Annotated in this window: 27 protein-coding genes; 18 read left to right on the top strand and 9 right to left on the bottom strand. The window is 59.4% G+C overall.

The features are described 5' to 3' along the window. Positions 1 to 187: 187 nt before the first annotated feature. Positions 188 to 3,670 carry an indolepyruvate ferredoxin oxidoreductase family protein gene (locus AC0IXS_RS02345; RefSeq protein ID WP_122669327.1) on the bottom strand — a complete coding sequence of 1,161 codons (3,483 nt, stop codon included), beginning with the start codon at positions 3,668 to 3,670 and terminating at the stop codon, positions 188 to 190. A 186-nt stretch (positions 3,671 to 3,856) separates the two neighbouring features. Here AC0IXS_RS02345 and AC0IXS_RS02350 point away from each other — a divergent pair, with 186 nt between their 5' ends. The 3 genes from AC0IXS_RS02350 to AC0IXS_RS02360 all read left to right on the top strand — a co-directional run bounded on the left by AC0IXS_RS02350 (position 3,857) and on the right by AC0IXS_RS02360 (position 6,578). Continuing rightward, positions 3,857 to 4,324: an Lrp/AsnC family transcriptional regulator gene (locus AC0IXS_RS02350; RefSeq protein WP_004882112.1), complete on the top strand. Its 468-nt coding sequence runs from the start codon at positions 3,857 to 3,859 to the stop codon at positions 4,322 to 4,324. 486 nt (positions 4,325 to 4,810) lie between these two features. Next, a complete protein-coding gene (locus tag AC0IXS_RS02355; RefSeq protein WP_057408374.1) occupies positions 4,811 to 5,353 on the top strand; it encodes a DUF4880 domain-containing protein in 543 nt (180 codons plus the stop codon). Between the two features lie 88 nt (positions 5,354 to 5,441). Then, a complete protein-coding gene (locus AC0IXS_RS02360) occupies positions 5,442 to 6,578 on the top strand; it encodes a M14 family metallopeptidase (RefSeq protein WP_057408356.1) in 1,137 nt (378 codons plus the stop codon). A 279-nt stretch (positions 6,579 to 6,857) separates the two neighbouring features. On the opposite strand, the gene AC0IXS_RS02365 is transcribed toward AC0IXS_RS02360, so the two are convergent. Further along, complete coding sequence (locus tag AC0IXS_RS02365) at positions 6,858 to 8,081, bottom strand: MFS transporter (RefSeq protein ID WP_057408355.1); 1,224 nt, start codon at positions 8,079 to 8,081, stop codon at positions 6,858 to 6,860. Positions 8,082 to 8,187: 106 nt separating this feature from the next. Here AC0IXS_RS02365 and AC0IXS_RS02370 point away from each other — a divergent pair, with 106 nt between their 5' ends. Both AC0IXS_RS02370 and AC0IXS_RS02375 read left to right on the top strand, forming a co-directional pair. Next, positions 8,188 to 8,733 carry a TetR/AcrR family transcriptional regulator gene (locus AC0IXS_RS02370; protein ID WP_057408354.1) on the top strand — a complete coding sequence of 182 codons (546 nt, stop codon included), beginning with the start codon at positions 8,188 to 8,190 and terminating at the stop codon, positions 8,731 to 8,733. 77 nt (positions 8,734 to 8,810) lie between these two features. Further along, entirely contained in the window at positions 8,811 to 10,115 is a 1,305-nt protein-coding gene (locus tag AC0IXS_RS02375; RefSeq protein ID WP_122669326.1) for a leucine-rich repeat-containing protein kinase family protein, read from the top strand. Between the two features lie 21 nt (positions 10,116 to 10,136). Here AC0IXS_RS02375 and AC0IXS_RS02380 read toward each other — a convergent pair whose 3' ends face one another. Together AC0IXS_RS02380 and AC0IXS_RS02385 are read right to left on the bottom strand one after the other, a co-directional pair. Further along, on the bottom strand, positions 10,137 to 10,841 hold the full coding sequence (locus AC0IXS_RS02380) for a YebC/PmpR family DNA-binding transcriptional regulator (protein WP_057408352.1): 705 nt from the start codon (positions 10,839 to 10,841) through the stop codon (positions 10,137 to 10,139). 127 nt (positions 10,842 to 10,968) lie between these two features. Then, positions 10,969 to 11,103, bottom strand: a complete 135-nt coding sequence (locus AC0IXS_RS02385) for a hypothetical protein (RefSeq protein ID WP_268873435.1) — start codon at positions 11,101 to 11,103, stop codon at positions 10,969 to 10,971. Between the two features lie 67 nt (positions 11,104 to 11,170). On the opposite strand from AC0IXS_RS02385, the gene AC0IXS_RS02390 reads away from it, so the two are divergent. Continuing rightward, positions 11,171 to 13,123: a type VI secretion system Vgr family protein gene (locus tag AC0IXS_RS02390; protein WP_057408351.1), complete on the top strand. Its 1,953-nt coding sequence runs from the start codon at positions 11,171 to 11,173 to the stop codon at positions 13,121 to 13,123. Here the strand turns inward: AC0IXS_RS02390 and AC0IXS_RS02395 are convergent. Together AC0IXS_RS02395 and AC0IXS_RS02400 are read right to left on the bottom strand one after the other, a co-directional pair. Next, positions 13,110 to 13,883: an enoyl-CoA hydratase gene (locus AC0IXS_RS02395; protein WP_057408350.1), complete on the bottom strand. Its 774-nt coding sequence runs from the start codon at positions 13,881 to 13,883 to the stop codon at positions 13,110 to 13,112. The two genes, AC0IXS_RS02390 and AC0IXS_RS02395, sit on opposite strands and share 14 nt — an antisense overlap. Before the next feature lie 91 nt (positions 13,884 to 13,974). After that, complete coding sequence (locus AC0IXS_RS02400; RefSeq protein WP_191954264.1) at positions 13,975 to 15,207, bottom strand: acetyl-CoA C-acyltransferase; 1,233 nt, start codon at positions 15,205 to 15,207, stop codon at positions 13,975 to 13,977. Between the two features lie 205 nt (positions 15,208 to 15,412). On the opposite strand from AC0IXS_RS02400, the gene AC0IXS_RS02405 reads away from it, so the two are divergent. After that, positions 15,413 to 15,892: an LEA/WHy family protein gene (locus tag AC0IXS_RS02405; RefSeq protein ID WP_191954263.1), complete on the top strand. Its 480-nt coding sequence runs from the start codon at positions 15,413 to 15,415 to the stop codon at positions 15,890 to 15,892. Positions 15,893 to 15,935: 43 nt separating this feature from the next. Here the strand turns inward: AC0IXS_RS02405 and AC0IXS_RS02410 are convergent, their stop codons facing one another. Further along, positions 15,936 to 16,190: a hypothetical protein gene (locus AC0IXS_RS02410; protein ID WP_004882073.1), complete on the bottom strand. Its 255-nt coding sequence runs from the start codon at positions 16,188 to 16,190 to the stop codon at positions 15,936 to 15,938. A gap of 153 nt (positions 16,191 to 16,343) precedes the next feature. Here AC0IXS_RS02410 and AC0IXS_RS02415 point away from each other — a divergent pair, with 153 nt between their 5' ends. Then, a complete protein-coding gene (locus tag AC0IXS_RS02415; RefSeq protein WP_004882072.1) occupies positions 16,344 to 16,661 on the top strand; it encodes an ElaB/YgaM/YqjD family protein in 318 nt (105 codons plus the stop codon). A gap of 75 nt (positions 16,662 to 16,736) precedes the next feature. On the opposite strand, the gene AC0IXS_RS02420 is transcribed toward AC0IXS_RS02415, so the two are convergent. After that, positions 16,737 to 17,087, bottom strand: a complete 351-nt coding sequence (locus AC0IXS_RS02420) for a hypothetical protein (RefSeq protein WP_057408347.1) — start codon at positions 17,085 to 17,087, stop codon at positions 16,737 to 16,739. Between the two features lie 268 nt (positions 17,088 to 17,355). Here AC0IXS_RS02420 and AC0IXS_RS02425 point away from each other — a divergent pair, with 268 nt between their 5' ends. From AC0IXS_RS02425 to AC0IXS_RS02460, 8 genes are all read left to right on the top strand, one after another. Continuing rightward, positions 17,356 to 18,423 (top strand): M4 family metallopeptidase, encoded by a 1,068-nt coding sequence (locus tag AC0IXS_RS02425; RefSeq protein ID WP_122669321.1) that lies wholly within the window; start codon positions 17,356 to 17,358, stop codon positions 18,421 to 18,423. Positions 18,424 to 18,442: 19 nt separating this feature from the next. Then, complete coding sequence (locus AC0IXS_RS02430) at positions 18,443 to 18,742, top strand: protealysin inhibitor emfourin (protein ID WP_025994586.1); 300 nt, start codon at positions 18,443 to 18,445, stop codon at positions 18,740 to 18,742. Between the two features lie 243 nt (positions 18,743 to 18,985). Further along, positions 18,986 to 19,615: a paraquat-inducible protein A gene (locus tag AC0IXS_RS02435; RefSeq protein ID WP_057408345.1), complete on the top strand. Its 630-nt coding sequence runs from the start codon at positions 18,986 to 18,988 to the stop codon at positions 19,613 to 19,615. Further along, positions 19,612 to 20,226, top strand: a complete 615-nt coding sequence (locus AC0IXS_RS02440; RefSeq protein WP_025994588.1) for a paraquat-inducible protein A — start codon at positions 19,612 to 19,614, stop codon at positions 20,224 to 20,226. Before AC0IXS_RS02435 ends, AC0IXS_RS02440 begins: the two co-directional genes overlap by 4 nt. Beyond that, positions 20,219 to 21,895: a PqiB family protein gene (locus tag AC0IXS_RS02445; RefSeq protein ID WP_057408343.1), complete on the top strand. Its 1,677-nt coding sequence runs from the start codon at positions 20,219 to 20,221 to the stop codon at positions 21,893 to 21,895. The genes AC0IXS_RS02440 and AC0IXS_RS02445 overlap by 8 nt, the downstream gene beginning before the upstream one ends. Continuing rightward, positions 21,892 to 22,515, top strand: a complete 624-nt coding sequence (locus AC0IXS_RS02450; RefSeq protein WP_057408342.1) for a PqiC family protein — start codon at positions 21,892 to 21,894, stop codon at positions 22,513 to 22,515. Before AC0IXS_RS02445 ends, AC0IXS_RS02450 begins: the two co-directional genes overlap by 4 nt. 286 nt (positions 22,516 to 22,801) lie before the next feature. Next, positions 22,802 to 23,251: a helix-turn-helix domain-containing protein gene (locus AC0IXS_RS02455; RefSeq protein ID WP_122669320.1), complete on the top strand. Its 450-nt coding sequence runs from the start codon at positions 22,802 to 22,804 to the stop codon at positions 23,249 to 23,251. A 228-nt stretch (positions 23,252 to 23,479) separates the two neighbouring features. Then, positions 23,480 to 24,292 (top strand): class I SAM-dependent methyltransferase, encoded by an 813-nt coding sequence (locus tag AC0IXS_RS02460; protein WP_057408340.1) that lies wholly within the window; start codon positions 23,480 to 23,482, stop codon positions 24,290 to 24,292. On the opposite strand, the gene AC0IXS_RS02465 is transcribed toward AC0IXS_RS02460, so the two are convergent. Continuing rightward, positions 24,279 to 24,635, bottom strand: coding sequence for a LysR substrate-binding domain-containing protein (locus AC0IXS_RS02465; protein ID WP_241088847.1), 357 nt, complete (start codon positions 24,633 to 24,635; stop codon positions 24,279 to 24,281). The genes AC0IXS_RS02460 and AC0IXS_RS02465 overlap by 14 nt on opposite strands. 117 nt (positions 24,636 to 24,752) lie before the next feature. Here AC0IXS_RS02465 and AC0IXS_RS02470 point away from each other — a divergent pair, with 117 nt between their 5' ends. Both AC0IXS_RS02470 and AC0IXS_RS02475 read left to right on the top strand, forming a co-directional pair. Then, complete coding sequence (locus tag AC0IXS_RS02470; protein ID WP_004882045.1) at positions 24,753 to 25,199, top strand: Rrf2 family transcriptional regulator; 447 nt, start codon at positions 24,753 to 24,755, stop codon at positions 25,197 to 25,199. A gap of 186 nt (positions 25,200 to 25,385) precedes the next feature. Continuing rightward, a complete protein-coding gene (locus AC0IXS_RS02475) occupies positions 25,386 to 26,036 on the top strand; it encodes an NADPH-dependent F420 reductase (RefSeq protein ID WP_471823653.1) in 651 nt (216 codons plus the stop codon). Positions 26,037 to 26,039 lie beyond the last annotated feature (3 nt).

A 26,039-nucleotide genomic window follows, 5' to 3' on the forward strand; every position in this document is an offset into this window, starting at 1 on the left:
ACCACCCGTGAATAATTAAATTCAAATATATTAATCAGCTCAATAGTATTTGATAACAACACTCAACAGAAACCACTCGAAAGCACATGCCGAGGTAGAGTTAACACGCCTTTGGATACAGAGAATGGATCGCGCATCCGCCATGGATGCGCAATCCGTCAGTTATCAATAACCAGACAGGCTCTCTTTACGCAGCCACCTCATACAACTTCGGCGCAGCCACTTCTCCGCTTTCAAGACTGCGACGCAGCACATTCGCCTGCAACGCAGCAGCCTTCATTGCACTTTCCTTGACGTAGCCATAGCCGCGGATACGCTCAGGCAGGCGTGCCAGACTCAACGCAGTGTGACGATTGCCAGCCTGCAAGTGCTGCAGAATCAGCTCGACATCGCTGACGTAGCGCTCGATCAGCTCGCGCTCCTGACGACGCTCAAGGCTGCGGCCAAACGGATCGAGCGCGGTGCCACGCAAAAACTTGAATTTTGCCAGCACATCGAATGCCCGCAACATCCAGGGACCGAAGCTGCGTTTGCGCGGCTGCCCGGTGTGCGGGTCACGCTTGGCAAGCCATGACGGCGCCAGATGGAATTCAAGACGGTAATCTCCTTCGAACTGCGCCTCCAGTTGCCGCGTGAAGTCACCGTTGCTGTACAGGCGCGCCACTTCATATTCGTCCTTGTAGGCCAGCAGCTTGAAGTAGTTGAACGCCACGGCCTCGGTCAGCGTTGGCTGCTGACCGGGGAACATCCTGGCCTCTGCATCCTGAACCCGCTGTACGAGTTTGAGGTAGCGATCGGCATAGGCCTGGTTCTGGTACTCGGACAACGTGGCCAGATTGCTCTGGATACGCTGCTCCAGCGTCAGTTGCGACGGCTCGACGGGCTGCTGTTTCGGATTGACGAACGCCTCCACCGCAACCGCATCGTGGGCGGTGCGACGTCCCCACAGGAAAGCCTGTTGATTGAGGCTCACGGACACACCGTTAAGCTCGATGGCCTTCTCGATGGCCTTCGACGTCAGCGGGATCAAGCCCAATTGATAGGCATAACCCAGCATGAACAGGTTGCTGGCGATACTGTCACCCATCAACCGCGTCGCCAGCGAGGTGGCTTCGACGAAATGGGTCTTGTCCGCGCCCACCGCATCAATGATGGTCTGCTTCATGGCCTCGACCGGGAACACGGCATCCGGGTTGCGGGTGAACTCTGCAGTCGGCGTCTGCTGGCTGTTGACCACCGCATGGGAAATCGCACTGTCCAGCTTGGCAATCGCATCCGGCCCGGCTGCCACCAACAGGTCGCAACCCAGCAGCAGATGCGCCTCGCCAGCGGCAATCCGCACGGCAAAGAGATCCTGCTGGCGTGCTGCGATGCGGATATGGCTGACCACTGGACCAAATTTCTGCGCCAGTCCGGCCTGATCCAGCACGCTGCAGCCTTTGCCTTCCAGATTGGCGGCGTAACCGAGCATTGCGCCCACAGTGGTCACACCGGTGCCACCGACGCCAGGCAGCAGAATATTGAATGGCCGCTCCAGTGAAGGCAGCGTCGGCTCCGGCAAGGTGGCGAACGCTTCGACCTGTTTGGGCAGGACCGGCTTGCGCAGTTTACCGCCATGAACGGTGACGAAACTCGGGCAGAAGCCCTCGACGCAACTGAAATCCTTGTTGCAGGCGTTCTGGTCGATCTCACGCTTGCGGCCCTGCGCAGTCTCCTTCGGCAGCACAGACAGACAGCCGGATTTCACGCCACAGTCACCGCACCCCTCGCACACCGCCGGGTTGATCAACGCGCGTTTTTCCAGATCAGGCATCGTGCCGCGCTTACGGCGACGGCGCTTCTCGGTGGCGCAGGTCTGGTCGTAGATGATCACCGATACGCCTTTGAACTCGCGAAGCTCGCGCTGCACACTGTCCAGATCGCGTCGGTGATGGAACGTGGTGATCGGCGCGAAGCCTTCCCTGTTCGGGTATTTGTCCGGTTCGTCAGACACCAGGGCGATGCGCTGCACGCCTTCGTTGAACACCTGACGGCTCAGTTGATCGACGCGCAATACGCCATCAATAGGCTGCCCGCCGGTCATGGCCACGGCATCGTTGTAGAGAATCTTGTAGGTAATGTTGACCTTGGACGCAACAGCGGCGCGGAGCGCCAGATGGCCCGAGTGGAAATAGGTGCCGTCACCCAGGTTCTGAAACACGTGCGGGGTTTCGGTAAACGGTGCCTGACCGATCCAGGTCACGCCCTCGCCGCCCATCTGGGTGAAGGTATCGGTCGCCCGGTCCATCCAGATCGTCATGTAATGGCAGCCGATACCCGCCAGTGCACGGCTGCCTTCCGGTACGCGGGTAGAGGTGTTGTGCGGGCAGCCGGAACAGAAGTGCGGTGTGCGCTGGGTATTGAACAGCGGCGCCTGCAGGGCTTTTTCCTTCTCGCTGAGAAACTGCAGGCGCGCTTCGATCTGCGCGCTGCTGTAGAACGGAGCAAGCCGTTTGGCGATGACCCGGGCGATCATCGCCGGAGTCAGTTCACTCAGGTTCGGCAACAGTGAGCGGCCCTGCTCGTCGAACTCGCCAACCACCACCGGGCGACGGTCTACCGGCCAGTTGTACAGCTGGCCGGTCAACTGGTCTTCGATGACGCTGCGCTTTTCTTCGACCACCAGAATCTCGTCCAGACCCTGAGCGAAGTCATGCACCGATACCGGCTCCAGCGGCCAGCTCATTCCGACTTTGAGCACGCGAATGCCGACCTGATCGCAGAGTTGCTCGTCAATGCCCAACTCTTCGAGCGCCTGACGCACATCCAGATAGGATTTGCCTGTGGTCACGATACCCAGACGAGGCTGGGCAGAATCGATGACCACCTTGTTCAGTTCATTGGCACGAGCAAACGCCCTGGCGGCGTAGATCTTGTAAGTGTTGAGGCGCGCTTCCTGGGCCAGCGGTGGATCCGGCCAGCGAATGTGCAGGCCGCCTTCGGGCAGCTCAAAATCTTCGGGAATGCGGGTCTGCATGCGCAACGGATCGACTTCGACGACCGCAGAAGAATCGACGTTTTCTGCGATGGTCTTCATCGCCACCCAGCAACCGCTGTAGCGCGACAGCTCCCAGCCGATGATGCCGTAGTCGAGGATTTCCTGAACGTTGCTGGGATTGAGCACCGGAATCATCGAGGCGATGAAGGCATGTTCGCTCTGGTGTGCAATGGTCGACGACTTGCAGCCGTGATCATCACCCGCGAGGATCAGCACCCCGCCGTTGGCCGCAACGCCGGCCGAGTTACCGTGCTTGAAGACGTCACCGCAACGATCGACACCCGGTCCCTTGCCGTACCAGAGTGCGAACACCCCGTCGTACTTGCCCTGAGGAAACAGGTTGACCTGCTGGCTGCCCCATACGGCAGTGGCTGCGAGTTCTTCGTTGATACCCGGCTGGAAATGAATGGCGTTCTGCTGGAGATAATCCTTCGCATCCCACAGGCTCTTGTCCAGATTGCCCAGTGGCGAGCCGCGATAGCCGGAAATGAAACCCGCCGTATTGAGCCCGCGCGCTTCATCACGCTGCTTCTGCAGCATCGGCAGCCGGGTCAGCGCCTGTGTTCCGGTGAGGTACAGGTTGCCGGTGGCGAGCCGGTATTTATCGTCCAGACGAATATCAGCCAGGGTCATGCGATTACCTCTCTTGTTTTTATTCAGGCTTTCTTATGAGTAAGGTCCATCTCGCCGGGAAGGTCCAGCCCGGCGGCCTTGTCATTAGACTGCCTGTAGAAAAGAGGCTTTTTCTTTCTAAATTGACAGATATCTGCTGATATTGAGCATGCCCTTTTCGAAAAAAACAAAAAACAAGGTCAATTCATGCAGCTTAAATTGAGCCCCATCGATCGCAAGATTCTCCGCCTGTTGCAACATGACGCCGATCTGTCGGCGGCAGAGATTGCCGAGCGTGTCGAGCTGTCGCAGTCGCCCTGCTGGCGACGCATCCACAGACTTCAGGAAGAAGGCGTGATCGAGCGCACTGTCGCCCTGCTCAGCGCGCAAAAGCTGGGGCTGAGCATGACAGTGTTCGTCGAGGTCAAGCTTTCAGGCCACGGCAGGCGGTATCTTGCCGAGTTCGAAGAAGCGATCATCGGCCACCCGGAGGTGCTGGAGTGCTACACCATGGCGGGCGGCATGGACTTCATGCTCAAGGTCGTGGCACAGGACATCGCGAGTTACGAGCGCTTTCTGCGAGACCATCTGCTGCAACTGCCGCATGTGCACGAAGCACACTCCAACATCGCCATGAGCACGGTCAAGCGCACGACAGAACTGCCGCTGGACTGAGGAGGTAAAGAGACATTGATGGAAAAGGCACAATCCATCGACGAGCGGCAATGGATTGTTTCTTTCTATGAGGATGCCAAAACATTTGACTAGCAAATGATAATGATTATTATTGCATCAGCTGGTCGCGAGACTGGCTGGATAACCTGAAAGTCTTAGGTCGGCTTGCAGATTATCTCCTCATCAGGCTAATCACGGTTTTTGACCCGGCTTTTTTGCCGGGTCTTTTTTTTGGTTTTTTCGCTGCTTCAGGCTAATGAAGTCTGGTGTGTTGCACGGTGTTTCAGAATGGCGCTGATGATATCAGTGCAACGCCGCATGAGGTCAGTTTTTTACGCCGACAATGACTGAAACGTTCAGATAAATCGTAATTGCAGCGCCTTTTCACTTGAGAACGATTCTCGCATTCACTAGGCTGAATGTGTCATGGATGAAACCTATAGGTTCAAGGAAGAATTTCTATGGAAGATCAGCGAGCGATACATCATGAGTAGTCAGCTCTCGCCCTTGTTGCCCCTGCCCGCCACGTTGCCGGACCTCGCTCCGTCAGCGCGTACGATCGAAACCTGCCATGCCCTAGGCAGGCTGTCCCGCCGTACCCGGCAGATTTTCCTGCTCAGCCGCCTCGACGGTTTGCCCTACGCAGAGATTGCCCGCTTCCTTCATGTCGATGTCGCCAAGGTAGAACGCGCCATGGTTCGCGTGCTCAGGCAGGCCCATGGCTGCGCCTCCGATTCCGCCCTCGATGGTCAGACCATTCAGGAACAGGCAAGCCGCTGGTACGTGCATCTGCAGAGCCCAGGCGCGACCGCCAGCGAGCGGATCGAATTTCGGCACTGGCTCGATGCAGATTCCAGGCACCTGGCGGCGTTTCAAAGCTGTGAGCGCATCTGGCGCGAACTCCAGGCCCCTGCCTCATTGCTGGGAATCGGCGGCTGGCACCGGCGCAAACGGCGCGTGTATCTCGTCTGGTGCCTGCTGACCACGTTGCTGTGCAGCCTGATGGTCACGACCGAGGTACTTTCCTGACGCTGAATGACCGTTTCAGAGAAGTCCGTGACGAGCCGATCGGTGTAAAGTGGCTGCCTTGAACGCACAACATATACAGGCACGCACCTTGACCCTCATCATCAACGCAGACTTCGACAGCGGCAATATTCAAGTTCTGGATGCCAGCAACCCGGCTCGCATCAAACTGGCCATCCGACCTGACACCCAAAGTGGCCATTTTCAATGGTTCCACTTCAAGGTCGAAGGCATGGAGGTCGGCGCACCCCACATCTTCAGCCTGACCAACGCCAGCGAATCGACGTTCAACAGCGCGTGGACCGGCTATAACGCGGTCGCGTCCTATGATCACGAGGAATGGTTCCGGGTGCCGACCGGGTTCGATGGCAAAGCACTCGACTTCAGCCTGTCGCCGAGCCAGCCGCAGGTGTGGTTCGCGTATTTCGAACCCTACAGCCGCGAGCGTCATGACGGGCTGATCGAGCAGGCTCGGGAAAAGGCCGGAATGCAGCTGCTGGAGACCGGAAAGAGCGTCGAGGGCCGCGATATTCAGTTGCTGCGCAAAGGCGACGGTGCGCAAGGCAAACGCAACATCTGGATCATTGCCCAGCAGCATCCCGGTGAGCACATGGCCGAATGGTTCATGGAGGGCGTTATCGAGCGTCTTCAGCAGGACGACGATGCGGCCATGCAGCAGCTTCTGGCCAATGCAGACCTGTATCTGGTGCCGAACGTGAACCCCGACGGCGCGTTCCATGGTCATCTGCGCACCAATGCCAAAGGCAAGGACCTGAACCGCGCCTGGCAGGACAGCACCGAGGAACTCAGCCCAGAGGTGTTTTTCGTCAAACAGCAGATGGAACACTACGGCGTCGACATGTTCCTGGACGTGCATGGTGACGAAGAAATCCCTTACGTCTTCACTGCAGCCTGCGAAGGCAATCCGGGCTACACCGCCAAACAACAGCAACTGGAAGAGCAGTTCCGTCGTCGCCTGGGTGAGATCACGGTCGATTTCCAGAGTGTGTACGGCTACCCGCGCAGCGCTCCAGGCCAGGCCAATATGAACCTGGCCTGCAACAGCATTGGCGAACGTTACAAATGTCTGGCGCTGACGCTGGAGATGCCGTTCAAGGACAACGACAACGCCCCCGATCCGATCACCGGCTGGTCAGGCAAACGCTCGGCGCAGTTGGGCAAGGACGTGCTGAGCGTGCTGACAGAGATGGTTCAGGATCTGCGTTGAGGGTAGTAGATGTCGTCCGGGAAACCGAATCGCCGACAAGCCGCCTATTATCAAACAACCTGTAACTTCCTGAAGAGACACAATTTGTGGGAGCGGACCGGGCGGCGTTCCGTTTGTCCGCGAATGCTGTAGTTCAGCCGACGAATATTCGTCGGCTGTACAGGCCTTTTCGCGGACAAGTCCGCTCCTACCTAGTTTGCTGCGCGACAGCGCTACCTCGAAGACGTGGTGACGCCTCCCACACTGGATGGCGTTTGCTCGGCAGATGCACGCCTGCAATCACGCAACACGCTCATCCCCCGCCGTGCCTGCGCCCGCAGCACGGCGCACCAGCAATCCGGCCAGCGCCATCAATGCCAACACGATAACGATCCCACCATAGACGTTACTGGTCATAACCAGACCAAACGAACGCGCAGCAAAACCGGCTGCCAGCGCTGGCATGCAGAACGCCAGATAGCTAAGCACCAGAAAGGCCGACATCAGACCCGCTCGCTCATGTGCGTGCGCAGTCGGCATGAGCATGCGCAACGCGCCGAGAAAACTCGATCCAAAGCCAATCCCGGCGATCATCGCGCCGCAGAAGAACAGCCAGAGCACGCCTGAGTTGACGGCCAGCAGAATCACCGCGACTCCGACGATCATGAAACTTGCCCCGACCCAGAGACCCAACTCTGGAGCACGCTGGCGCAGAATCATAATGGCCAGCGCACCACTCAGCGTCAGTGCCGCGACCGCAAGTCCGCCATCCAGCGGCGAAGTCGAACCTGTGGCGGCGGCCAGCAAGGACGGACTCAATGACAGAAAAAACCCTCCCAGTGCCCAGGCGGCGATGTCCACCGGCAGCACCAGCCACAGCATGCGTCTGGCCTGCACAGGCACGTGCAGCGAAGGTTTGAGCGACTGCCATGCGCCCGGTTGCGGACTGACCGTCTCGGGCACTCGCTTCAGGTAAAGCGCCTGCGCCAGAAAGGCCGCCAACAGCAGGCAGTAAGCCAGCAACAAGGGATGCGGCGCGAACTGCACCAGCAGCGCTGTACCCAATGCACCGACCGCCATACCCAACATCGGGGAAATGCTGTTGATCAGCGGTCCACGGACCTGATCACTGTCCAGCAACGCTGCGCCCAGCGCACTGGCAGCCAGCCCGGTAGCGAACCCTTGAAGCAGCCGCGCGATCACCAGCCAGGTCACATCCGTGGCGGCGATGAAGCACAGCATGGAGGCTGCCTGGATCAGCAAGGCACCGAGAATGACCGGGCGACGTCCCAGATAATCGGAGAGTGATCCGCCCATTAACAGTGCCGCGAGCAGGCTGAATGCATAGACCGCGAAAATCAGCGTGAGCATCCCGGAAGAAAAGCCCCACGCTTCCTGGTACAGGTGATACAGCGGCGTAGGCGTGCTGGATGCGGCAAAGAAACACAGGGTTGTGAAGGCCAGGAAGACCAGATGGCTTTGCCCCCGGCTATCGGGCTGCGGGTTCTGCAAAGATAGGGACATGGGTACACTCTCCACTGTTGCAACCTTTTAAAGCCATTAATTAGCTTTTGCGGAGTGTGCTGTTTGATGCCGCTTAAAGCAAATACTTTGTGTTAAGGTCCGCCGTATGGCTATCAAAGAAGCAGTACGCACCGGAGGCCGCAGCGCCCGTGTGCAGGAATCCATTCACCGTGCCGTTCGCGATCTGTTGCTGGAACAGGACCGCTCGACGCTCAGCGTGCCTCTGATCGCGACTCGCGCCGGGGTTACACCGTCCACCATCTACCGGCGCTGGGGCGACCTCACCAATCTGCTGGCCGACGCTGCCATCGCAAGGCTGCGTCCGGATGAACCCATCGATCACGGCAAGCTGCGCCTTGATCTGTTGAGCTGGAGCGAAATGTATCTTGACGAAATGTCCTCGGCGCCAGGGCGCGAGATGATGCGTGACGTGGCCGCCAGTGCCTCGAACTGTGGCGGCAAATGCGCATCGATCGTTCGCGAGCAGTTGCAGACCATCATTGATCGCGCCGCGAGTCGAAACGAGCCGTCGCCATCGGCCGACGAATTGATCGACGCCATCGTCGCCCCCATGATCTACCGCATTCTCTATTCCGAATCCCCGCCGAGCCTCGCCACCGTGCATCAGTGGGTAGAGCGCTGCCTGCCATGAAGGGTGATATCTGCGGCGACCTGCGAAAACTGCCGTTATGATGCGCGCTTGTCCGACTGAAGACCGAACCCACACCTATGCATACCCTCGCAGACCTGCGCGCCGGCAAGCTGGCCGGCATACGGCGTCTTGACCTGTCCTGCGGACTGACCGAATTCCCGCAGGAAATTTTCGACCTGGCGGATACGCTGGAAGTCCTCAACCTCAGTGGCAATGCGCTGCGCGATCTTCCGGACGACCTGCATCGCCTGACTCGGCTGCACGTGCTGTTCGGGTCCGACAACGCCTTTACCCATTTGCCTGAATGCATCGGGCAGTGCGAGCAGCTGCGCATTATCGGCTTCAAGGCCAATCGTATTCGGCAGGTCAGCGCGTCGGCACTACCACCACGTCTGCGCTGGCTGATTCTGACAGATAACTGCATCGAGTCGCTGCCGGACGAACTGGGTCGCCGACCCGATCTGCAAAAGCTGATGCTGGCCGGTAACCGGTTACAGAGCCTGCCACCGACACTGGCCGACTGTCACAGGTTGGAACTGATCCGTATTGCCGCAAACCGGCTGACCGAACTGCCAGAATGGCTGCTGCAACTGCCCGCCCTCGCCTGGCTGGCGTTTGCAGACAACCCGCTGTGCCCGGAGCATGAGGCGCTGCCGGTACGGCAGATCCCATGGCAGCACTTGAGCCTGGGGCAGCGTCTGGGTGAAGGAGCATCAGGCGTCATTCAGCAGGCCAAATGGCAGGACGACGGGCAGGCACAGACGGTAGCGGTCAAGCTGTACAAGGGCGATGTGACCAGCGATGGCTCGCCGCTCAATGAAATGGCCGTCTGCATTGCTGCGGGTCGACATGCGCACCTGATCGAGGTGCTGGGGCAGATCGCGGAGCACCCCGAACAGCAACGTGGGCTGGTGATGGAGCTGATAGCGCCCGACTTCCGCAACCTAGCCGGCCCGCCCAGCCTGGACTCATGCAGTCGCGATATCTACGACGCCGATACCCGGTTCTCGCTGCCGGAACTGCTGCGTCTGGCCACCGGCATCGCGTCGGTCACCGCTCATCTGCATGTCTGTGGCATCAGCCACGGCGATCTGTATGGCCACAATATCCTTGTGCAGGAAAACGGCAATTGTCTGCTGGGTGACTTCGGTGCGGCCTCTTTTCATCCGTCCGAGTCTGCGGGACAGGCGCTGCAGCGTTTGGAAACGCGGGCGTTCGGTATCCTGCTGGGGGAACTGCTGGAGCGTTGCGAGCCGTCAGCCGAAGACTCGCAGATCCGTGAAGGACTTGAGCAGCTTCAGAAAAGCTGCATCCAGCCTGACTGCAAACGCAGGCCGCCGCTTGAGGAAGTGTGCGTGAAGTTGCAGGCATGGAGCGCCTGAGGCGCTCCAGACCGGAGTGGATCAGCCCGCCAGACCTACGTAGACGTTCTGCACGTCGTCGTGGTTATCGATGGCTTCCAGAAAGGCTTCGACTTCTGCCATCTGCTCATCGGTCAGGCCGTCCACCGTGCTTTTCGGACGGTAGCCCAATTGCGCGGACTGCACGGTAAAGCCGAATTCAGGCAGTTTCTTGCACACCGCGTCCATGTCTGTGGGGTCGGTCAGGAACAGGGTGGCACCCTCTTCCGCCGCCTCACAGTCCTGAGCGCCAGCTTCGATGGCCGCTTCGTCAGGATCGGCGTCCGGCGACGCAGGCACCGCTTCGATCATGCCCTGGTAGTTGAAATCCCAGGACACGGAGCCTGCAGCGCCCAGCTGTCCCTTGCGAAACAGGACGCGGATTTCCGACACAGTGCGGTTGATGTTGTCGGTCAGGCACTCGACGATCACCGGCACGCGATGCGGTGCGAAACCTTCGTAGGTCAGGTGTTCGAAGTTGACGCTTTCGCCCAGCAGGCCTGCGCCCTTCTTGATCGCGCGCTCCAGGGTTTCACGGGGCATCGAGGCTTTCCTGGCCTGCTCTACCACCAGACGCAGCCGCGAGTTCATGTCAGGGTCGGCGCCTGCGCGGGCCGCGATCATGATTTCCTTGGACAGCTTGCCGAACGTACGTCCCTTGGCGTTGGCTGCCGCTTCTTTATGCTTGACCTTCCACTGTGCGCCCATGTCTGCTCTCTTGATCCAGTGTGCGTCCCGCCCGCTGCGACTGCGAGGCAGCCTGCAAGGGTGGCAGGACGTTGAAAATAGGGGTGGCCGGCAAAGACGTTTCCGGCGCGACGCATTTTATACGCGATCACGCCAGATGAAACCCCTGCCGGGCTGCGATTGCTTCGATGAGCGTGTCACTGCGCTCAATATCTCGGGCCTGCTCGCGCTTCGTCGTGTAGTCCTTTTCTGAAAAACTTTGAAACGATGCTTTTGCACTCACGCATTTCGTAACCTTCGCACCCTGAATTTCATGGTGGGAGCGCCCGACGATGTGCAAAGACCCGCAAATGCCAATGACCTTGGCGATTGCCGACTGCCAGATGGATCTGCATGTCATAAGCTTTACCGGGCTGGATGCCTTGAACGAAGTGTACCGTTTCGACATTGATCTGATCGGCACGCAAGCCTCGCCGGACACGGCCAGCCTGATCGGGCGCAGCGCATTTCTGAGATTCGGCGGTGCCGGTCAAGGCGTTCACGGCCTGATCCATCGTGCACTTGAAGTGTATGTCGGCAGCCGCCTGACGCATTATCGACTGGTGCTGATGCCTGCCTTGCAAAACCTGGCCGGGCAGCCTCGACGCTGCGCGTACCACGACATGAGCGCCCCACAGTTGATCGCCCATCTGCTTGAACGCGACGGGCTGCCGACAGCCGCCTACCGCTTCGATCAGATGACGGGGCTCTATCCACGTCGCCCCTTGTGCATCCAGTACGATGAGACCGATCTGCACCTGTTGCAGCGCCTGTGCGAGGAGGAAGGCATTCACTTCCGTTTCGAACAGACACCCGATAGCCATACGTTGGTGTTTTCCGACGATCCTGCCAGCTTCACCGAGCATCGGCTGCCTACGCGGTTCCGTCGCGACCCTCACGACCGCTCGACTGCACTTGTGCATCTGGCCGAACGCAGGTCGATCCATAGCGGCCAGCAGGACCCGTTCTGGCAGGCGACCCACTCGACCCCGTACAGCGGCTCAAAAGCACGCACGGAACGCGAAGCGCAAGCGCTCAGGGAATCCCGTGAAGCCTCTGGCGGCCAGCGACCGACCGATCAGGCGACGGCCCATCGACAACAGCGCAGCGTGCGCCATCTGGAGCGGCTGCGTTGCGAGCGTCGGGACTTTCAGGGCGTCAGCGATCAGCCAGGCCTGCGCAGCGGCGAAATCATGCACGTACTCGATCATCCCGAGCCGCTGCTCAACGATCAGTGGCTGCTGATCGAGGTGCGCCATGCAGGCAGACAGCTACAGACACTGGAAGGCGTGGACCCCAACGACATTGCGGCCATCATCAGTGCACTGCCTGACACGGAAAACGCCCCCCAACCTGACGACAGTGTTTCAGCCAGTGGTTATACAAATCGGTTCAAGGTGTTGCCGTGGGCGATGCCCTTTCGCCCTGCGCTCAGACACCCCAGGCCGAGAATCAACCAGCTTCAAGAGGCGACACTCATGCCTCAGGAGCTGATCGTCGATGCGCAGAACAGCCTACCAGGCCACAGGCCGATCCGCTTTGACTGGCAGAAAGCATCCGGTCTGGAAAATGAGCCCGAACAGTGGCCGCTGGCACAGGTGATGTGTGCGGCTGCCAACCCGGTCGCCCGGCTACAGGCAGGCACCCGCGTGATCGTCGCTCACCTGAACAGCGATCCGGACCGCCCGGTGATCTGCGGCGTGCCGAGAGCCCTGCCTGCAAACAGGCCACGGATAAGACTGGAAGGGATCGACGTCAAGTCGCCGGTCTACGTGCACCTGCGCTCCGGCCAGCACTTGCATATCGAATCGGACAAGGACATCAACGTGAAAGGCGCGCAGACCGAGCTGCACCTGACGCCGGAAATGATTTCGGTGCGGGGCAATACTACGCTGGATACGTTTGCGCCCGATGCTCCACCCCGAAAGACCCTGACCATCAGCGATCTGCGCCTGACAAAGCTGCCAGGTCTGCGCGGCGCACCGCTGGCCGCGAGAATCTGGTACATCGTGCGCATGCGCAAGCCGGGGCTGCATCACCTGGCTCGCCTGGCACCCAGGCACTTCCTGTTCGAAGGCACCACCGACGATCTGGGTTATCTGGGCCTCAGCGAAGCCGATCGCCAGCAACTGATCAGGGAGTATCACAAGACGCCCCAGCAGCTATGGCTGATCCATCCCGGCGAGTGCATGGCGCTGCATACCTATTTCCAGCAGAACTGGACTCAGCAGCAGCGCGATGCCCTGAATATCAGCAGTCCCTGAAGACAGGTGGCCGCTTTTCGATGAACGCCTGCATGCCTTCCTTCTGATCCTGACTGGCGAAGGTGGCGTGAAACACACGGCGTTCGAAACGGATGCCTTCGGCGAGGCTGACTTCGAAGGCGCGGTTGATGCTTTCCTTGACCTGCATCGCGACAGGCAAGGACTTCGCGGCGATGCTGGCGGCGGCCTTAAGCGCCTCGTCGAGGAGTTCTTCCAGCGGCAGGACCCGAGACACCATGCCGGCGCGCTCGGCTTCGTGGGCATCGATCAAGCGCCCGGTCAGGCACATTTCCATGGCCTTGGCCTTGCCGACAGCCCGGGTCAGGCGCTGGGTGCCGCCCATGCCCGGCAGTACGCCCAGATTGATTTCCGGCTGCCCGAAGCGGGCATTGTCAGCCGCAAGGATAAAGTCGCACATCAGCGCCAACTCACACCCGCCACCCAATGCAAAGCCAGCGACTGCGGCGATCATGGGCTTGCGTCGGGCGGCGACACGATCGCTTTCGCGAAACAGGTCATCGAGGTAGATCTGCGGGTAGGTCAGATCAACCATTTCCTTGATATCAGCGCCAGCGGCAAAGGCTTTTTCCGAGCCTGTGAGCACAATACAGCCAATGGCGCTGTCAGCTTCGAAGGCGTCCAGCGCATGATTCAGTTCATCGATCAACCGAGCGTTGAGCGCGTTCAGCGCCTTGGGACGGTTGAGCGTGACGAGCCCGACCCCGCCTCTGACCTCACTCAAGATAGTCTCGTAAGCCATTGATAAATATCCTTTTTGTATTTTTTTGAAAACCAGCACCAAACAAAACAATCAACATCACATAAGCCATTCAAGCCGTTGATTTAAATAATTATTCTATTATTTCAAGAGCAACGGCCGTTGCCTCGCCACCGCCGATGCAGATAGCCGCGATTCCACGCTTGAGCTGTCTGCGACGCAGGGCCGCCAGCAAGGTCACGATGATGCGTGCGCCCGAGGCACCAATGGGATGGCCCAGCGCACAGGCTCCGCCATTGACGTTCACCTTGTGATGCGGAATTTCCAGGTGACTCATGGCGACCAGAGGCACGACGGCGAAGGCCTCGTTGATTTCGTAGAGATCCACATCATCCACCGTCCAGCCTGTCTTGCCGAGCAGCCGCCTGATCGCCCCGATCGGAGCGGTGGGAAACAGGCCAGGCTCGTCGGCGAATGCGGCGTGAGCATGAATAACGGCGAGCGGCTTCAGTCCCCGGCGCGTGGCTTCGGATTGACGCATCAGCAGCAACGCAGCGGCACCGTCGGAGATCGAACTCGCGTTGGCCGCCGTGACCGTGCCGCCTTCGCGGAACGCGGGCTTGAGGGTCGGGATCTTGTCCAGTCGCGCCTTGGGCGGCTGTTCATCATGGGCAATCAGGCGCTGTTCCTTACCGACAGTGACCTGCACCGGAACGATCTCGGCGTCGAAATGCCCTTCTGAAATGGCCTGCTGAGCACGGGTCAGGGAAGCGATGGCAAACTCATCCTGCGCCTCGCGACTGAAACCATTGTTCTGCGCGCAATCCTCGGCGTAGGTGCCCATCAGGCGGCCCGGCTCATAGGCGTCCTCCAGACCATCGAGAAACATGTGATCCAGCACACGACCGTGGCCCATGCGATAACCGCCACGGGCGCGATCCAGCAGATAGGGTGCGTTGGACATGCTTTCCATGCCGCCTGCCACGACAATGCTTGCACTGCCCGCAATCAGCAGATCATGAGCCAGAATGGTGGCCTGCATACCCGAGCCGCACATCTTGTTGAGCGTGGTGCACAGCGTGCCCTTGCCCAGACCCGCGCCCAGCGCGGCCTGTCTGGCGGGCGCCTGACCGAGGCCTGCGGGCAGCACGCAACCGAACAGGACTTCTTCAACGTCATGGGGGTCGATACCGGCACGCTCCACGGTGGCGCCGATGGCCAGCGAGCCCAGACGTGTGGCACTCAGGCTCTGCAGGTCGCCCTGAAAACCGCCCATGGGCGTGCGGACAGCACTGACGACGACGACAGGATCTTGAGCAGGGCTTTGGGCAGGGTTTTGATGAGGGGTTGTCCTTTCGATGGACATGGCTATCTCCAGTCTTGTTGTTATTGGATCGCTGAAATCATCAACCTGCGCGCAGCACGACGCAATGGTTGAAACAGGCAGATTAGCGGGTAACGGCGCGGACGTTGAATCTTCGGGGTCATCCGACAGGCCTTTCACTTGCCCGCGAATCTCTTGACGGCCATGCGGTCTGAAGGTGACTGACGCCACGCCGAGGAACCGGACAATGTCGCTACCCCCAATGCGCTTCGTGCTTTCGGGCCTTCTGCTGCTGGCGCTGAGTGCATGTACCCTGCTGCCCAATCGCGATCCGTTGACCATCAGTGTGGTGGGCATCGACCCCTTGCCGGGTCAGGGACTGGAGTTGCGCATGGCGGTCAAGCTGCGCCTGCAGAATCCGAACGAGACCGCCATCGATTACAGCGGTGTGGCGCTGGATCTGGATGTGAACGGTCGGTTGCTGGCGTCTGGCGTCAGCAACCAGCACGGATCCATCGGTTCTTTCTCGGAAGCGGTGCTGGTGGTGCCGGTTAGCGTCTCGGCCTTTGCGGCCCTGCGCCAGGCGCTCGGTCTGAGCCAGACCCAGCGACTGGACAACCTGCCCTACACGCTACGCGGCAAGCTGGCTGGCGGCCTGTTCGGCACCATGCGCTTCAAAGACAGCGGCACACTGGACCTTCGGCAGGCGGAAGGCGATCCCTGGTGATCGAAGGTCAGGGATAACGCTGTCTGCCTGTTTGTGTGACGGCTTACTTGGCCGCCGCCATCAGGCGATTGACTTCACTGCGTACCATGTTGGCGTATTCAGGCGGGCTCATGGTGTCCAGCTCGGAGCGAACCCACTCCGACCATTTACCCTTGCGCTTGGCACGTTCGCCCATCAACCGCGCGGCCTCGCCCTTGGCCTTGCCGAGATTGCTCTGCCACAGGTCGAACAGGCGGGATTTTTCATCTTCGATAGCGGCGCGTTCAGGAAGGGGCCGGTTGGCCAGATTGAAACTCATAACGTTCACCTACGACTAAAAACGGCTGCATCTTACACCCGTAATGGTGTTTCTTTGCAGAGCCCTGCGTCAGGTCATTCAAGCCGGTGCAACTTTTCGCGAGGCCCGATACTCCATTGATCACTATTGCCATCACTTGAAAAGGAAAATGCCATGGCTCGCAAGACCTCTGCCCAAACTGCTGCCGATCAGATCAAGGATCAGGCGTTCAGCGACCTGCAGGCACTGATCGAGGAATCCGACAAGCTACTCAAGGACAGCGCAGCGCTGGTAGGCGAGGACGCAGAGACCCTGCGCGCGCAACTGAGCCTGAAGCTCAAGCAGGCACTGGATTCGGTGGCGAGCGTCCGTGATCGCGCCAAGCCGGCGGTGGATGCGACCGAGACTTACATCGGTGGCCATCCATGGCAGACCGTGGCCATTTCTGCCGGCTTCGGACTTGTCGTGGGCTTGCTGCTGGGCCGTCGTTGATCGACACACCGCACCAGGCGTAAAAAAAGGGCGTGATCGCTGCACAGCGATCACGCCCTTTTGCTGTCTGGTGCCTCAGCGGGTGTACTGCACCACCGAAGGCGTGGCAAAACGGTGTGATTTGCTGACCTTGGCCTGCAGGGCGACACGCTGCTCTTCGGCTTCAGCCTCGCTCGGGTAAGGACCGAGCAACATTTGCTGCTTGCCGTCGATCGTGACGATGACGGGCACATAGCTGCGCTCGAGCAGCCAGGCACTGGTATCGCTGACCGCCTCTCTGGAGTTCATCTGGATAAACCACTGCGGGCCGGTAACCGGCGCCGTCTGAACCGCGTCCTGGGCCTTCTCCCGGGCAGGAGTTCTGGAACCGCCTGCATCGCATCCGGCCAGTGCCAGCACCGCCATGATCATTACCGTCTTGCGCACGTGAGTCTGCTCCTCGTCTGAAGTGGCGCGAGTCTAGCATTCCCGGCGTGCGGATCGAGCGGCTGTGTCGAGGTGACGCAGGTCGACCGCCCTTCCCGCAAACGCCCGGCCAGACTGAACTTTGGCGAAAGCGCCAATCATTTGCCTACCGGTCATCATGTAATGAAATATTTCTTTGGCATAAAACCGGTCTTTCACCTGTCAAACCTCTCGCGACCATGTTGACCGGTGGCTTGCTGCTATCGGTGCATTACTACAGGAGTTTCACATGTGCGATAGACATCCCCTGCATTGCTTCATTCCGCCTTACATGCTCGAGCATATGGCGCAGTCCTCACAGCCCGGTATCAGCGCACGGGCCATCGCCAACCTGACCGGCAGCTCCGCATTCCTGGCTTCGCGCCTGACCGCCCGGACCATGCCGTCGATGCATGCCGTAAAATCACCGAGCGGCACCAAACACCGGGTGGTCCACGATGCCAAAGGCACCGATCAGTTGCCGGGCAAAGTGGTGCGTTCCGAAGGCCAGAAGGCCACCGGCGACAAGGCCACCGATGAAGCCTATGACGGTTCCGGTGATGTCTACGATTTTTATCAGCAACTGTTCGAACGCAACTCACTGGACGATGCAGGCATGGCGCTGGTCTCGACTGTGCATGTGGCCGAAGTCGATTTTCAAGGCGATTACGTGCCACTGAGCAATGCGTACTGGAACGGCAGCCAGATGGCCTATGGCGATGGCGACGACCTGGTCTTCAAACGTTTCACGGGCAGTCTGGAAGTCATTGGCCACGAACTGACGCATGGCGTGCAGAGTTTCACGTCCAATCTGGAATACCGTGGCCAGTCGGGCGCCTTGAACGAACATTTCGCCGATGTCTTCGGCATGCTGGTTCGCCAGTGGAAAGAAGGCACCAGCGCTGAAGAATCGGACTGGGTAGTTGGCAAGGAACTGCTGGTCCCTGCCCCGACCCGCCGCGGTATTCGTGACATGGAGAAACCCGGAACCGCTTACGCCAACGACCCGGATCTGGGCGACGACCCGCAGCCCGCCACCATGGCTGACCTGTACACCGGTGCCAAGGACCGGGGCGGCGTGCATATCAACTCGGGCATTCCCAATCGCGCTTTCGTACTGGTCGCCAAGGCGCTCGGCGGAAATGCCTGGGAAGTGGCAGGCAGAATCTGGTATGAAACAATGCTGGAGCTGGCATCGGACAGCCAGTTCGCCGATTGCGCCAGAATCAGCATAAAGGTCGCCAGCGACCCCCGTTTCGGTGCAGACGCCAAAAAAGCCGTTCAGGCCGCCTGGAAGAAAGTCGGGGTCAAGGTCTGAACAAAGAAGAGGTGTAGCGATGAAGGTGTGTCTGGTCCAATCGGGCGGTTTTGCCGGCGCGATAAAACGGTGTGAGGTGGACACCTCCACCCTCGAACAACCCGAGGCCGAACAGCTTGAACGGCTGGTGAGTGACAGCGGACTGAACAAGTCGGGCGAAGCCTTCAATGAAGACGGACGCGACCTGAATCAGTACGAAATCACCATCGAGGACGATACCCGAGCCATCTGCATGACCTTCGACGAGCACAACGTCCCTCAGGCAGCGCGGCAGCTGTTGGGCTATCTCAAACAACGCGCCAGACCAGGCAAGCCTTGACGGTGGCCCGTCAGCACTGCCCTGTTCAGAAGCATGGACAGTGCTGACAACGGTGCCATTGGCTACATGGGGCAATCCATAGATAATGGCCCGATGACATGAACCACCGCCAGCCTCCGCGGTCAATCATGCAGCCCTGCAGGGTTGTGACGGGACGCACAGAAAAAAACACTGCACAGCCAATAAAGAGGTATCTTTCCGAACCTCCGATCTTCCACCCAGAACTCTGCATCAACGGCGTCGATGAGCACTGTGCATTCCACGAGACACCCACCGGATCTGATCATCTGCGAACACTGCGATTCGCTGTATGAAGCTCAGCCACTTAAACCCGGCGATACCGCGTTCTGCCTGCGCTGCCGAGCAGTGCTTGGCCGGGGACGGCGCATGAGCATCGAGCAATTATTGGCCCTGACCATCGCTGCGGCGATCTTCTTCGTTTTCGCCAACATCTTTCCGGTAATCAGCATCAGCATGAAAGGCCTGACCAACGAGGTCACGCTCTGGCAGTCGGTCGAGGCGTTGGCTCAGGGACGGATCACGATCATCGCCCTGGTTGCGGGCGTCGCAATCATCTTCGCTCCGCTGTTGCAGATCGCCCTGCTGTTCTGGGTGCTGCTGCATGCCAACAGGGGCGTCATCGCGCCGGGCTTCAAGACCTGCATGCGCGCGCTGGAACAGCTGCGCCCCTGGAGCATGCTGGAAGTGTGCATGCTGGGCATTCTGGTTGCGATCATCAAGCTGGCAGGCATGCTCGATGTGCACCCCGGCGTCGGGCTCTGGGCCATGGCGATGCTGATGGTGCTGATCCTGCTGATCGCCAACAAGGGCATTCGTGATCTGTGGGACGAACTGGGAGTCAAGGCTGAATGAATGGCATCCCTTTCGCCCATGAACACAAATTGTGTCTGTGCCACACCTGCGGTTACGCCTGTCAGGAAGACGCCAGCCGCTGCCCGCGCTGCGATTCGCCGGTGCACCGACGCAAGCCCAACAGCATCACTCGCACCTGGGCCTATCTGATCGCCGCGCTGATTTTCTATATCCCGGCCAACACATTGCCGGTGATGTATACCGCTTTGCTGGGTAACAGCAGCCAGAACACCATCATGAGCGGCGTCATCGAGTTCTTCGAAAGCGGCTCGTGGGACATTGCGATATTGATCTTCGTGGCCAGCGTAGTCGTGCCGTGCATCAAATTCCTGGTGCTGGGCATGCTGCTGATCACCTGCCAGCGCCGCAGCCGCTGGGCCATGCGCGAACGCGCCCGTCTTTACCGGTTCATCGAACTGATCGGCTACTGGTCGATGCTCGACGTGCTGGTCGTCGCCCTGGTGGCATCCCTTGTGCAGTTTCGTGAGCTGAGCACCATCGAGCCCCGGATCGGCATTCTGTTTTTTGGTTTGGTTGTGGTGATGACGATGTTCGCCGCCATGAGTTTCGATCCCCGGCTTATCTGGGACGCAGAGGTTGAAGATGTCTGACAATACCCTCCCCCCTTCTGCTTCGATGCCCCGCCCCGAGGTCAAGCGGCGCCGCGTGCGCATTTCGCTGATCTGGCTGGTGCCTATCGTCGCAGGGCTGATCGGCCTGTCCATGGCCTTTCATGACTGGATGAACATCGGCCCGAGGATCACCGTGAGTTTTCTCACGGCGGAAGGTCTTGAAGCCAACAAGACTCAGGTCAAGTACAAGAACGTGGTCATCGGCATGGTGACCGACATCACCCTCAGCGATGACCGCACCCATGTGCTGGCCACCATCGAGCTCAATAACACTGCGCACCCGTTCACCCGCATCGACAGCCAATTCTGGGTCGTACGGCCGCGCATCGGTGCACATGGCGTATCGGGCGTCGATACCCTGTTGTCCGGTGCTTTCATCGGCGCGGACGCGGGCAGCGCGCAGGACACCAAGAATGAGTTCACCGGTCTGGAAACGCCGCCTCCGGTGACGTTCGGCGAAAAGGGAAAACGCTTTATTCTGCATACCGACGACCTTGGGTCGCTGGACATTGGCTCGCCGATCTATTTCCGCCGGATCCAGGTGGGTCAAGTGGTCGGCTATGAGCTGTCCAAGGATGGCCGTGGCGTCGATATCCAGATTTTCATCAGTTCGCCCAATGACCAGTACATCACTACCGATACCCGTTTCTGGAACGCCAGCGGCGTGGACGTCACCGTGGGCGCATCGGGCCTCAAGATCAATACTCAGTCGCTGACCTCGATCATCTCCGGCGGCGTGGCATTTCGTGAACCCAACTGGAGCCCGGACTCCAAGCCGGCCGACGAAAACGCCGAATTCAAGATATTCGACGATCAGGCCACCGCGCTGGCCCCGCCAGATGGTGAGCCCCGCTACATCCGCATGCGCTTCAATCAGTCGCTGCGCGGCCTGACCGTAAACTCCCCGGTCGACTTCCTGGGCGTCAATATCGGCAAAGTGGTCTCGGTGGATCTGGATTACGACCCGGCCACCAAGACGTTCCCGGGCATCGTCGGCGCAGTGATCTACCCCAAGCGCCTCGGTGCCGCAGAATCCAAGCTCAAGGAGCTGGGCGGCAAGGGTGACGAAGAAGAACAGTCGGCCCGAGTGCTGGGCGCATTCGTCGCCAACGGACTGCGTGCCCAGGTTCGCAACGGCAACCTGCTGACCGGCCAGCTGTACATCGCCATGGAGTTCGATCCGAAGGCACAGAAGGTGACGTTCAACCCCAAAGCCCGTCCGCTGGAGATACCGACCGTGCCGGGCAGCTTCGACAAACTGCAGGAACAATTGCAGGCGTTCGTCGAGAAACTCAGCAAACTGCCGATCGACCAGTTGGCAGCCAACCTCAATGGCAGCCTGAGCGAGCTTCAGAAGACCCTCAAACAGGTCAACAGCAGCATCCTGCCGCAAATGCGTGGCACCTTGCAGCAGGCGGAAAAAACCCTCGGGACCGCCAACGATTCGCTGGCTGAAGACTCGCCTGCGCGTCAGCAACTGGGCCAGGCAATGGATGAGGTTCAGCGCACTGCGCGCTCGGTTCGCGTGCTGACCGACTTCCTCAGCCGCCATCCTGAATCGCTGATCCGCGGTCGTACCGGCGATGCTGCCCCGCGTTCATTCAATGCACCCTCTTCATCCCGAGCCATTGCGGAGCCGAACCAATGACCCTGCGCCTTAAACTGGCAGTCCTGACCGCTGCGCTGGGCATCAGTGCCTGCACCTCGACCCAGACTCATTACTACACGCTCATCGCTCCGATGGCGTCGAACACCGCTGCGGCCAGTCAGGCCGCGCCGTTCCAGTTCGAAATGCTGCCGGTGATCATGCCGGTACAGGTCGACCAGCCGCCACTGGTGGTACGTCAGGGTGATGGCAGTCTGGCGATACTCGATACCGAGCGCTGGGGCTCGCCGCTGGGCGATGAATTTCATGACGCGCTGACGCCTCAGCTTGAGCGCCGCTTCGGCAGTCGCGACATGGCAGGGCTTCCCAAGAACACCGAGCAGCCCCTCTTGTCCATCCGCACGGACGTGCGGCGCTTCGAATCGGTGCCCGGCAATTACGCATTGATCGATGTGGTCTGGACCCTCACCCAGCGTAGCGCAGGCGCGACAGCGGGCAGCAAGCGCACCAATCTGACCTGCAGCAGTGTGATCCGTGAGCAAGCGGGAACAGGCATGGAAAGCCTGATCATTGCGCACCAGAAAGCCGTTGGCCGTCTGGCGGAGAAGATTGCCGGCACCGCTGAGCAATGGGCCCAGCAACCCACTGCACGCTGCCTCTGACTGCACAGACAATCGAGGCCTTGAACGGCCTCGATCGTTTCGTTCGAATCCTCGCCTGAAGCCCGCTTAAATCGTTCAAATCAGTACAAAACGATACCAATTCGTTCAAACCCTCTATTACAATGTGCCAGCATTTGCAGGCGTTTGCCTGGAGTTGCGCACATGCTCCAATGCGTAATGGAACCGGAACGAGCTCCGGTCGTTGTCATACACGCTGGTCGGCAAACCTTAATTATTGCGGTACTGCCGAGACAATGTCGGTGGACGGTGTCTTGAGGACAGGTTTATGACAGGAATTGGTCCACGACTTAAACGGGAACGGCTGCGGTTGAAGCTCTCCCAGAGTGCACTCGGTGCCATCGGGGGCGTCGAAACCAACGCCCAGGGCAACTACGAAAATGGTATACGCTCTCCAAGAGCCGACTACCTGTCACGCATCTCGGATGCTGGCATTGATGTCACTTACGTTGTTACCGGGTTCAGCCTTGAAAGTTCTACCCCGCAGATAGAAACCCACGGAAACACCCACTCGGAACGGCTGAATCGCGTACTTGGTCGTCTGCACGGCAGCCTGCACGAAGTGACCCAGAACCTTTATCACGTCACCCGGCTGGTCGAAGCCGGCTCCGATGACGAGAATCTGGACAGAGCACATCTCGAAACCATCAAGGGCGATGCCGAAGCGATCACCCTTGCCGCTGTACGCCTCATCTACATGACCTCCAGAATAAAGTAGCCTCGTAGAATCCGGTTACAAAGCCGGCCCGCAAGAAACGACCATTCACCCCTTCGCTTACAGGCATAGCCGACACCACCGCTATGCTTGATCACTCAGGCAAGTGCACCTCGGGCACTGACTGGGCATCCTTGAGCCGCCCGGTCGATCTCCTCACATGCCATACCGTTGCCGATCTTCGCAGTCAGGGTGCCTGCCTCTCCAATCTGTCAGGAAAGGACACCTATCATGCACACCCCAACCGATCTGCAAGCCATCAAGGCCAGGCAGAGAGAAGCCTGGAGCTGTGGCGACTACACCGTCATAGGCACCACGCTATCCATCACCGGCGAGCTGTTGGCTGAAGCCTGTGATTTGAACCATGACGAATACGTACTCGACGTCGCTGCCGGAAACGGCAACGCGACACTTGCAGCCGCACGGCGAGGCTGCATCGTGACATCGACCGATTACGTCGGCGCACTCCTGGAGCGAGGCCGGGAACGGGCACGCGCCGAGCATTTCGACGTAGCGTTCCAGGAAGCCGATGCAGAAGCGCTGCCGTTCGAGGACGCAACATTCGACGCCGTGCTATCGACCTTCGGCGTGATGTTCACGCCGGATCAGGAACAGGCTGCGACAGAACTGGCGCGGGTCTGTCGACCAAACGGTCGCATCGGACTGACCTGCTGGACGCCAGAAGGCTTCGTCGGCCAGATGTTTTCAACGCTGGCCCGCCATATCCCGCCTCCCGAGGGTGCGGCAAAGCCGTCGAACTGGGGCGTCAAGGGCCATATTCACCAGCTGTTCGCACGCGAGGCGGCTGAAATCCGCAGCAACCTCAGACTGTTCAATTTCCGTTATCGGTCAGCAGAGCATTTCGTAGAGATATTCAGCCGCTGGTACGGCCCGGTGCACAAGGCATTCAAGGCGTTTTCAAAGGTTGAGGCAGATAATCTGAAGGCTGATCTGACCGAACTGCTCATCCGGATGAACCGCTCTTGCGGAAAGTCTCTGGTCGTTCCAGCGGAGTATCTGGAGATCGTGATCACTCGCAATTGACGCGCCAGGGATGCCTGCGCCACTTGTCCTGAAAGAAATCAATGAAGGTCCGGATTCGGGGACTGAGGTGTTTTCGGTCCGAATACAACAGGTATATCGGCTCGACGACCCCTGGACTGAAAGCATCCAGCACTGTCACGAGCGTACCGGCCTTCAGGTCCTGGCTGACATGGAAGTCGGCCAGCCTGACGATGCCAGCGCCCGAGAGCGCCATGTCACGCAGCAGGTCGCCCTGGGTGAAGGATGCACGTGCGATGACCGGGATCGAAACGCCTTCGCAGTCCTTTAGAAGCTTAGAGCAGTACCTTCGCACTGAAAACAGCAGGTGGACGGCCTGCGTCATACCGCATTTTCACCTCCGGACATCGCCTCGAACAGCTCAGGCAACCGTATGAGATTTTCAATTGCCGGGCATTGCCGGTAATGTGCCGATACCGAAACATACCGAAAGCACCCAGAAATGCCGACCAGCACCCGCTTTGCAGTCTCTGTCCATACCCTCTCCGTGCTTGCCGTTCGCGGCGGGCGTCCTGTGCGGTCGGAGGATCTGGCGTACAGCGTCAACACCAGCGCGGTGGTTGTGCGAGGGATTCTGTCGCGCCTGACTGCAGCCGGACTGACCACTTCGCAGCTCGGCGCAGGAGGCGGCGCACTGCTTGCGAAGCCTGCCGAAAGCATCAGATTGCTCGATGTGTACAGAGCCGTGGAGGACTCGGAAATATTTTCCCTGCACCGCACGCCACCGTGTGAAAACTGCGCCGTCGGCGGCAATATTCTTGAGGCCCTGCGGCCCGCATTGACACGCGCACGTGAAGCGCTGGAATCCGAGCTGGCCGCCGTCAGCATTGCGGACATTGCCAGTGAAGTCGCAAGACTGGGCAAGTTCGAGATACCGTTCGAACTGTAAAAACAGTCGCCCGCCCGCTCCTTTTAAAAATTGAAGACAAACCCCAAAGCGCAGATAACTCAAAAATAAGTGTTGATGTGTTGGTTACACATATATACGATGAGGTCTCACTTGATCGAGCCAACGTTCGATCATCAGGGCGTCCGGATTCAACCTGAGCCCCTTCTCGAAAAGACAGGAATTAGCATGACGACCATAGGCATTCTCGGTTCTGGCGCCCTGGGCTCCAACGTGGCACGCGCGCTGGCCAATGCAGGCGTTTCGGCAATGATCGCGAACAGTCGCGGTCCGCAGTCTTTACAGGCGCTCACAGACGAAACCGGCCCCCTGATCAAGGCCGTCACGGCTGAAGAAGCAGCCAGTGCCGATGTCGTGCTGATCGCCCTGCGCTGGAGCGCCCTGCCTGAGGTGCTGGGCACACTGCCTGCCTGGAACAATCGCATCGTGATTGACGGCACCAACGCGGTCGAATTCCTCGATCCGCAATCTCCGGATGCAACCGACCCTAGCAACCCGCTGGCCGCCTACGGCATCAAGGCCATTGACCTTGGCGACAGGCATTCAAGTGAAGTCGTCCGTGATCTGGTGCCTGGCGCACGGCTTGTCAAAGCCCTGAATCACCTGGACGTACAAGTGCTCACACAACCGGAAGTCGCGGGCGGGCAACGTGTGCAGTTCTATTCCGGCGACGACGCTGACGCCAAGGACGTGGTACGCGGGATTCTCGAAAGCGCGGGTTACTTCCCGGTTGACCAGGGAGCGCTGGATGTCGGCGGAAGGCTGGCCACCCTGCCCTTCGGCTCGCTGGCCGCCATCAACTTCGTCAGAATCCCTTGAGAC

This window comes from Pseudomonas sp. AC016, assembly GCF_979253365.1.